8 protein-coding genes and 3 tRNA genes are annotated in these 7,764 nt (G+C 68.3%); all 11 read right to left on the bottom strand.

Features of this window, described 5'->3' with window-relative positions; translation table 11 throughout:
• Window positions 1-980: 980 nt before the first annotated feature.
• The 11 genes from rplA to Asi02nite_RS31220 all read right to left on the bottom strand — a co-directional run bounded on the left by rplA (window position 981) and on the right by Asi02nite_RS31220 (window position 7,736).
• Window positions 981-1,691: a 50S ribosomal protein L1 gene (rplA, locus tag Asi02nite_RS31270; RefSeq protein WP_203717597.1), complete on the bottom strand. Its 711-nt coding sequence runs from the start codon at window positions 1,689-1,691 to the stop codon at window positions 981-983.
• A gap of 64 nt (window positions 1,692-1,755) precedes the next feature.
• Window positions 1,756-2,187 carry a 50S ribosomal protein L11 gene (gene rplK, locus Asi02nite_RS31265; protein WP_203717596.1) on the bottom strand — a complete coding sequence of 144 codons (432 nt, stop codon included), beginning with the start codon at window positions 2,185-2,187 and terminating at the stop codon, window positions 1,756-1,758.
• Window positions 2,188-2,291: 104 nt separating this feature from the next.
• Window positions 2,292-3,026 carry a transcription termination/antitermination protein NusG gene (gene nusG, locus Asi02nite_RS31260; RefSeq protein ID WP_203717600.1) on the bottom strand — a complete coding sequence of 245 codons (735 nt, stop codon included), beginning with the start codon at window positions 3,024-3,026 and terminating at the stop codon, window positions 2,292-2,294.
• Window positions 3,027-3,077: 51 nt separating this feature from the next.
• Window positions 3,078-3,458, bottom strand: coding sequence for a preprotein translocase subunit SecE (gene secE, locus Asi02nite_RS31255; RefSeq protein ID WP_203717595.1), 381 nt, complete (start codon window positions 3,456-3,458; stop codon window positions 3,078-3,080).
• A gap of 129 nt (window positions 3,459-3,587) precedes the next feature.
• A tRNA-Trp gene (locus Asi02nite_RS31250) sits at window positions 3,588-3,660 on the bottom strand.
• An 81-nt stretch (window positions 3,661-3,741) separates the two neighbouring features.
• Window positions 3,742-4,143, bottom strand: coding sequence for a MaoC family dehydratase (locus Asi02nite_RS31245; protein ID WP_203717594.1), 402 nt, complete (start codon window positions 4,141-4,143; stop codon window positions 3,742-3,744).
• Window positions 4,144-4,147: 4 nt separating this feature from the next.
• A complete protein-coding gene (locus Asi02nite_RS31240) occupies window positions 4,148-4,594 on the bottom strand; it encodes an FAS1-like dehydratase domain-containing protein (RefSeq protein WP_203717593.1) in 447 nt (148 codons plus the stop codon).
• 104 nt (window positions 4,595-4,698) lie between these two features.
• Window positions 4,699-4,866 (bottom strand): 50S ribosomal protein L33, encoded by a 168-nt coding sequence (gene rpmG / locus Asi02nite_RS31235; RefSeq protein ID WP_030436491.1) that lies wholly within the window; start codon window positions 4,864-4,866, stop codon window positions 4,699-4,701.
• 110 nt (window positions 4,867-4,976) lie between these two features.
• A tRNA-Met gene (locus tag Asi02nite_RS31230) sits at window positions 4,977-5,049 on the bottom strand.
• A 12-nt stretch (window positions 5,050-5,061) separates the two neighbouring features.
• Window positions 5,062-5,134, bottom strand: a tRNA-Thr gene (locus Asi02nite_RS31225).
• A gap of 82 nt (window positions 5,135-5,216) precedes the next feature.
• The gene (locus Asi02nite_RS31220) at window positions 5,217-7,736 is read right to left on the bottom strand and encodes a bifunctional diguanylate cyclase/phosphodiesterase (RefSeq protein WP_203717599.1); all 2,520 of its coding nucleotides are present in this window, start codon (window positions 7,734-7,736) and stop codon (window positions 5,217-5,219) included.
• Between the last annotated feature and the right edge of the window lie 28 nt (window positions 7,737-7,764).

Here is a 7,764-nt window from a genome sequence, read left to right as displayed (position 1 = left end):
GACCGCGACGACCGCGACGACCGCGACGACGAAGGTTAAAGGGGCCGCCCCGCTAGTGCCTCGACCTACAGCCGGGTTACACACGGCGGCTCGCGTTTGGCCGGCGGGGGCGGTCGGCGCCAGTCCGACCTGGTGATCTGGCCCGAGACAGAGCAGCTCTCGCCACTGCCGCGGCTGGTCGCCCGACCGACCCTGGAACTCCAGCGACATCGACCCGGCCCGTCGAACAAAGGGCGGCTCCACGGGGGCTGCTCGCTGGCCGCGACGTGCGGTCGACCGACCTGGACCATGATCGCCGGCGGGCACGGATGACCGAGCCCAAAGACCCACGACGCGCCGATCAACCAGGTCCGACGAATCCGCGACGAAACGGCCGGGCACGCCCTCCGCAATCGCAACGCGCGCCGCCGCATCCACCGTGTCCCACGAACCCGCGACGAAGCGACGGCGAGCGCCGCACCCACGACCGCGACCAACGACGAAGACACCCCAGACGAGCCTGAAGGGATGAACGGGGTTCGCAATCCCGCGACGAAACGGCGGCAGGCACGGCGACCGCAATCGCGACGCACTCTGCCGGATCCACCGTGTCCCACGAACCCGCGACGAAGCGACGGCGGGTGCCATACCCACAACCGCGACCAAAGGCTAAGAAAACCCCAGACGGGCCGGGAGGGATGGACTGTGTCCCCCGACCCCGCGGCGTAGCGACGCGCCCGACCAGGTCAGGGCTGGGGAGGATGTCGTGCGCCGGAGCATTGAGCGGGGTGTGCGTTTAGCGCAGGCGCACGACATCCTCCCCAGCCCGAACCGCAACCACCCACGAATGGGCGACGGAAACCACGGACAGCGGCCAAGAGCCACGCACCCACGACGGACACCAAGTCTGGCGGGAGCAACGGTCGCGCCCACGACGGACCCGAGCAAAAAGAAAATCGCCCGTCACCCCGAACAAGGGGTGACGGGCGATTCGAGAAAACTCAGGCTTCCGTCTCGCGCAGGTTCTTGACCACCTTCGGGTCGACCGGGACGCCCGGGCCCATCGTGGTGGTGAAGGTGACCTTCTTGAGGTAGGTGCCCTTGGCCGCGGACGGCTTGGCCCGGAGGACCTCGTCCAGGACCGCGGCGTAGTTGTCGACCAGCTGGTCCTCGGAGAACGAGGCCTTGCCGATGATCAGGTGCAGGTTCGAGTGCTTGTCGACGCGGAAGGTGATCTTGCCGCCCTTGATGTCCGAGACTGCCTTGGTCACGTCCATGGTGACCGTGCCGGTCTTCGGGTTCGGCATCAGGCCGCGCGGGCCCAGGATTCGCGCGATCCGGCCGATCTTGGCCATCTGGTCCGGCGTGGCGATCGCCGCGTCGAAGTCGAGCCAGCCCTCTTGGATGCGGGCGACCAGTTCGTCGGTGCCGACCTCGTCGGCGCCCGCCGCGGTGGCCTCTTCGGCCTTGGCGCCGGCCGCGAACACGATGACGCGGGCGGTCTTGCCGGTGCCGTGCGGCAGGTTGACCGTGCCGCGGACCATCTGGTCAGCCTTCCGCGGGTCGACCCCGAGGCGCATCGCGACCTCGACCGTGGGGTCGAACTTGACGGAGGTGGAGCCCTTGGTGAGCTTGACGGCCTCGGCCGGGGTGTAGAGCTTGTCCCGGTCGATCTGCTCGGCCGCCTTGCGGTAACTCTTGCTGCGCTGCATGTCTGTGAATCTCCTGTGGTAGTTGGCGGACCGCCGCGTCAAGGGCGGCCCTCCCACGAGTGGGTCAGTCGCGGACCGTGATGCCCATCGACCGGGCGGTGCCGGCGATGATCTTCTCGGCCTGGTCGACGTCGTTGGCGTTGAGGTCGGCCATCTTGCGCTCGGCGATCTCGCGGAGCTGGGCGCGGCTCACGGAGCCGACCTTGGCCGACTGCGGGGTGCCGGAGCCCTTGGGCACACCGGCGGCCTTGATCAGCAGGCGCGCGGCGGGCGGGGTCTTCAGCACGAAGGTGAACGTGCGGTCCTCGTAGACCGAGATCTCGGCGGGGACGATGTCGCCGCGCTGCTGCTCGGTCTCCTTGTTGTACTGCTTGCAGAACTCCATGATGTTCACGCCGTGCTGGCCGAGCGCCGGGCCGACCGGCGGCGCGGGGGTCGCCTGACCCGCCGGCAGCTGCAGCGTGAAGGTCTTCACGAGCTTCTTCTTCGGAGGCATGTCACTTCCTGGGCTTGGGTGGATTCGACCGGCCGATCAGCCGGAGTCCGCGCACGGTCGAGCGCGGCCCCGGCGGGCCGACGTACAAGCGTAACGCAGCGGTTTTAGATCTTCGCGACCTGGTTGAAGTTGAGCTCCACCGGCGTCTCCCGACCGAAGATCGAGACGAGCACCTTGAGCTTCTGCTGGTCTGCGTTGATCTCGCTGATCGTCGCGGGCAGCGACGCGAACGCGCCGTCGGTGACCGTGACCGAGTCGCCGACCTCGAAGTCGAGCACCTTGACCTCGACCTTGGTCTTCTTGGTCTCGGCGGTCTCGACCGCGGGCGCCAGCCACTTGAGGACCTCGTCGAGCGACAGCGGCGCGGGCCGGTCGGCCCGGTCGGTGGCGCCGACGAAGCCGGTCACGCCAGGCGTGTTGCGCACGCAGGAGTAGGACTCCGGGCTCAGGTCCATCCGGACCAGGATGTAACCCGGGAAGACCTTGTTCTGCACCTGGAGCCGCTTGCCGTTCTTGACTTCGACCTCTTCGCGGGTCGGCACCTCGACCTGGAAGATGAACTCCTCCATGTCGAGGCTCGTGATCCGGGTCTCGAGGTTGGTCTTGACCTTGTTCTCGTAACCGGCGTACGAGTGGACGACGTACCAGTCGCCGGGCGCGTAGCGCAGCTTCTGCCGAAGCTCGGCGACCGGGTCGAAGTCGTCGTCGGGCTCGACCAGCGCGGTGTCGTCGCCGGCCTCGGTGTCCTCGGTCGCGGCCTCGATCGAATCGTCGGTCTCCGCCGTGGCCACTGACGACTGCTCGTCGATGATCTCGCCGGTCTCGTCGTACTCAGGCACGCTCATTCACTTCCGTCTGGTAGTCACGCCGCCGTCGATGCGGCTGACGTCTCAGTTGCCGAAGACCGCCAGGACGCCCTTGGCGAACCCGAGGTCCAGGAGGCCCACGATCGCGAGCATGAACGCGACGAACACGACGACAACGGCCGTGTAGGTCAGCAGTTCCTTGCGGGTCGGCCAGATGACCTTACGCAGCTCGGCGACGACCTCGCGGAAGAACCGGGCGATCCGCCCGAAGAATCCCACGCGACCGGTCTCGGTGCGCTTGGTCGTGCTCTCCCCGGCCTTCGCGACGCGGGAACGCGTCGCGGTGCCGCCGCGGGAAACCGGCTCGTCCTCGTCGGTGGCGTCGTCGTCGACAGCGTCGTCGAACGCCTCGTCATCAAGGCGGTCGTCGGCGAACTCGTCGTCGCGCCGATTTTTCTCGGCCACTTCGCCCTCCGTCGCGGTCGTGGTGGTGCTTCGTCACGCCGACCTTAGCGGCTTTGCGGGCTGGCCTGTCGCCGTCAAGACTCTGCTCGGCGATGCCAGTCCCACGTCAAGCCGGTCAGGCCATAGGCGCAGGGGTGACAGGACTTGAACCTGCAGCCTGCGGTTTTGGAGACCGCTGCTCTGCCAATTGAGCTACACCCCTTCGGGGGTTGCAACCCTACGAGCGCAAGCAGCGTCGCAGGGGTCACGGACCCCACGGCGGCCAAGTGTACGGGTACCCGCCCTACTTTCCCAACCGGGAGGTTCGGACGGTCGCCTTCGCCTGCGAGAGCACCTTTTCACCGCGGCACGTGGCGGTGATGGCCAGCACGGTGTGACCCTCGTCAGTCGTGCCCTTCACCTCGGCGGACACCTCGACCTCGGTGCCGGTCTCGTCGTCCGGCACGGGCACCGGGCGGCTGAACCGCACCGAGAAGTCGACGACCGCGTCGGGCGCGCCGGCCCAGTCGGTGACCGCGCGGCCGACCAGCGCCATGGTCAGCATGCCGTGGGCGATCACCCCGGGGAGGCCGACCTTGGTCGCGAACCGCTCGTTCCAGTGAATCGGGTTGAAGTCGCCCGAGGCGCCCGCGTAGCGCACCAGATCGGCCCGGGTGACGGGGTATGTCTTCTTCGGCAGGTCCATCGCGTCAGCCCTCCCCGCGGATGACGAGCTTCGACCAGGCGATCGCCACGGGCGCGCCGGCGGTGTCGGTGATGTCGGTGCGCGTGGTGATGAAGTCGTGGCCACCGCGCGAGATGATCTCTTCGATCGTCTGCGTGCCGACGAGCTCGTCGCCGGCCACGATCGGGCGGGTGTACTGGAAGCGCTGGTCGCCGTGGACCACCCGGGAGTAGTCGATCGCCAGGTCCGGGTCGTCGACGACGGCGTTGTTGGACGCGAACGAGACCACGGTCGGGAAGGTCGGCGGCGCGATCACGTCGGCGTAACCGAGCGCCCGGGCCGCGTCGGGATCGTGGTAGGCGCTGTCGGTGGCGCCGATCGCCTTCGCGAACTCACGGATCTTCTCGCGGCCGACGAGGTAGGGCGGGGTCGGCGGGTAGCTACGGCCGACGTACGACGGGTCCAAGGGCATGCACAGATGGTAGCGGCCGGTGCTGGTGTGACTTCCGTTGGCAACACAACGGCCGGCCCCGCCCTCAGGGGCGGTGCCGGCCGTGAAAACTCGGTGCTGCTAGCTCAGCGGGTCTCGCGGTGCACGGTGTGCCGGCCATCGCGCGGGCAGAACTTCTTCAGCTCGATGCGGTCCGGGTCGTTACGCCGGTTCTTCCGCGTGATGTAGTTGCGCTCCTTGCACTCCGTGCACGCCAAAGTGATCTTGGGACGGACGTCGGTCGCCTTGGCCACGGCGGGGTGCCTTCCTCGTAACGGGTGTGTCGCTAACCTACCGGCCGACCAGATTACCTGGTGGCACGGTCATCCAGCAAAACGGGCGCCGGCGGCGCCCGGATCAACAGTAGCGGTGGCCGGACTTGAACCGGCGACACAGCGATTATGAGCCGCTTGCTCTGCCATCTGAGCTACACCGCCGCGGTGGAACAGAGCCCCCTTACGGAATCGAACCGTAGACCTTCTCCTTACCATGGAGACGCTCTGCCGACTGAGCTAAGGGGGCACGCGCGATCTAGCTCGCTGACGCGCAGGGGTAAGAGTACACGGCTGTTGTCAGGCCACGAAATCGGGATACCGACGCCGCGTCAGGGCACCGCGCGCAGGCGGCGCACCTCGCCCGCGGCGGTCGACTCCGTCTCGGTCTGCGCCGAGAACCAGGCTTCCAGCCGCTCGTACGGCAGCGGACGGCTGAACAGGAAGCCCTGCCCGATCTCGCAGCCGATGTCCTGCAACAGCTCGAGGGTCAGCTCGCTCTCGACACCCTCCGCGACGACCGTGAGGCCGAACTGCTGCGAGAGCGTGACGACGGCGTTGACGATCGCCAGGTCGGCCGGGTCGGTCGCCATGCCCTGCACGAACGAGCTGTCGACCTTCACCTCGTGCACCGGCAGCCGGCGCAGGTAGGACAATGACGAGTAGCCGGTGCCGAAATCGTCGACCGACAGGCGTACGCCGATGTCGCGCAGCCGGCGCAGGGTGGGCATCGGGCGGTCGGTGCCGTCCAGGACGCCCTCTTCCTTGATCTCGAAGGTCAGCCGGTGCGGCGCGACGCCGTATTCGCCCAGGAGCTCCTGCACCCGGGTCGGGAAGTCGGCGTCGATCAGCGTACGGGCGGAGAGGTTGACCGAGATCGACAATGGATGGTCGGTGGCCTCCCAGTCGCGGCAGCGCTTGAGCCCTTCCTTGAGCACCGCCTCGGTCAACCGGGCGAGCTGCCCGGTGTGCTCGGCGACGGCGACGAAGTCCTCGGGCGGCACGGCACCGTGCGCGGGATGCTCCCAGCGGGCGAGGCACTCGACCCCGAGCAGCCGGCGATCGGTCAGGGTGACCTTGGGCTGGAAATAGACCTCGATCTCGTCACGATCGAGGGCACGGCGCAGGTCACCGGCGAGCGCCAACCGGCGCACGGAACGGGACTCCAGGCCTGCGCTGAAGAGCTGGACGCTGCCAGGCACGGTCTTGGCCGCCGCGGCGGCCAGTTCGGCACGCTGGAGCAGCGTCGCCGCGTCGTTGCCGTGTTCCGGGTACACCACGACGCCGACCGCGGTCTCAATGTCGAGGGTGAGGGATCCGAAGATCATCTGGTCGCGGATCTGATTGCGCATCCTGTTGGCCAGCGCGTCGGCGGCCGAGACGTCCTCCACGCGAAGGGTGACGGCGAACTCGTCACTGCCGAGCCTGCCCACGAGCGCTCCCGACGGGGCGCTCGCCCGCAGCCGTCGGCCGACCTCGGCCAGCACCTGGTCGCCGGCGCCATGTCCGAGCGACTCGTTCACCCGACGCAGGCCGTCGACGTCGAAGAGCAGCACGGCGACCTGTTCGCCCGGCGCGCGCACACCGACCGACTCCTCGACGGCGGCCGTGATGCGGCGGCGGTTGGCCAGCCCGGTGAGGCCGTCGTGGTAGGCGTCGTGGCGCAACCGCTCCACGAGCCGGGAGTTCTCGACCGCGACCGCGGCGTGCGCCGCGATCGTCTCGAGCAGCCGCACGTCCGTCGGCCCGAACGTCGCCAGGTCGCCGAGCCGGTTGGTGACCTCGATGCAGCCGATCACCGCCGAGCCGGCGCGGAGAGCCACGACGATCGCGTCCTTCGCCCCGGTGGCGCGGAGTTCCTGGCGCAACTTCTCGTCGCCGAGCTTGGCGCCGATGGCGGTCGTCTCGCCCGTGTCCAGAACCCGGCGGCGGATCGACTCACCCATGCCGACGAGGTCGACCAGGCCGGAGTCGTCGACGCGCGCGGAGAGCAGCACCTCCGGATAGCGGCCGACAGCCGGCAACCAGAGGGTCGCGTACTCGGCTTGCAGGAGGCGGCGCACCCGGTGCAGCAGAACGTCGGTCAGCGTGCCGTCGTGCGGAGTGTCCGCGATCGCGCGCGTGAGGTCGTAGATCTCACTGAGCGTGCGGTGCTGGCGCAGGAACTGCGCGTAGGACCGATAGGCGATCACGAAGAACGCGCCGAGTGCCGCCAGCAGGACGACCGCCCACGGGTTGTTCTGCAGCAGCGCGAGCATGACCAGGCCGATGGTGATGTTGATGCCCGCGACGATCAGGCCCGGCGTCGCGATACGAAGCAGATCCTGGGTGGAGATCCGACCCTGGACGAGCGTGATGACACCGACGGTGACGGCGAGCGTGAACAGCACCGAGGCCATGACCCCGGATCCGAGCGCGATCCACTCGTAGGGACCCGCCACGCCTTCCCCGCGTAGATGCCGGGGGTCGAACGCGAACACGATCAGGCCGGCGAGGGACAACGCGGCCGCGTGGCTCGCGACGTTGAACCACAGCTTGATCGGTGGAACCCGGCGGCTCGCCTGCGCGATGACCGACGCCAGGACGCGAATGAGCACGACGTTCATCGGCGGCAGCCAGAAGAGCGCCAGCAACACCGGAATCTCGACGAGCGTGACCGTGAAGGCCTGCCGTCGCACCTCGAACATGAGCACGACCCGGTCGGCCGCGATCAACAGGCCGAGGAAGACCGCGCCGAGCAGCCAGGAAGCGGATGGGTTCTGTTCGTGCAGACCGAGGAAGAGCGTCGCCAAGGCGGCGAAGAGACCGACCGGTGCGGTCAGTAACCAGGCGAGCTCCTGATTACGACGGATTCCGCCTCGGAGTGTGACCACTGGCCCG

It is taken from the genome of Asanoa siamensis, assembly GCF_016862555.1.
Lineage (GTDB): Bacteria > Actinomycetota > Actinomycetes > Mycobacteriales > Micromonosporaceae > Asanoa > Asanoa siamensis.
The sequence above is the reverse complement of the archived record's forward strand: the minus strand, read 5'-3'. Positions and strand labels throughout refer to the sequence as shown.

Bases quoted from the DNA above. Each gene is read 5' to 3' on its own strand.
- rplK (WP_203717596.1), bottom strand. From the start codon at position 2,187: ATGCCTCCGAAGAAGAAGCTCGTGAAGACCTTCACGCTGCAGCTGCCG.
- Asi02nite_RS31240 (WP_203717593.1), bottom strand. From the start codon at position 4,594: ATGCCCTTGGACCCGTCGTACGTCGGCCGTAGCTACCCGCCGACCCCG.
- rplA (WP_203717597.1), bottom strand. From the start codon at position 1,691: ATGCAGCGCAGCAAGAGTTACCGCAAGGCGGCCGAGCAGATCGACCGG.
- Asi02nite_RS31245 (WP_203717594.1), bottom strand. From the start codon at position 4,143: ATGGACCTGCCGAAGAAGACATACCCCGTCACCCGGGCCGATCTGGTG.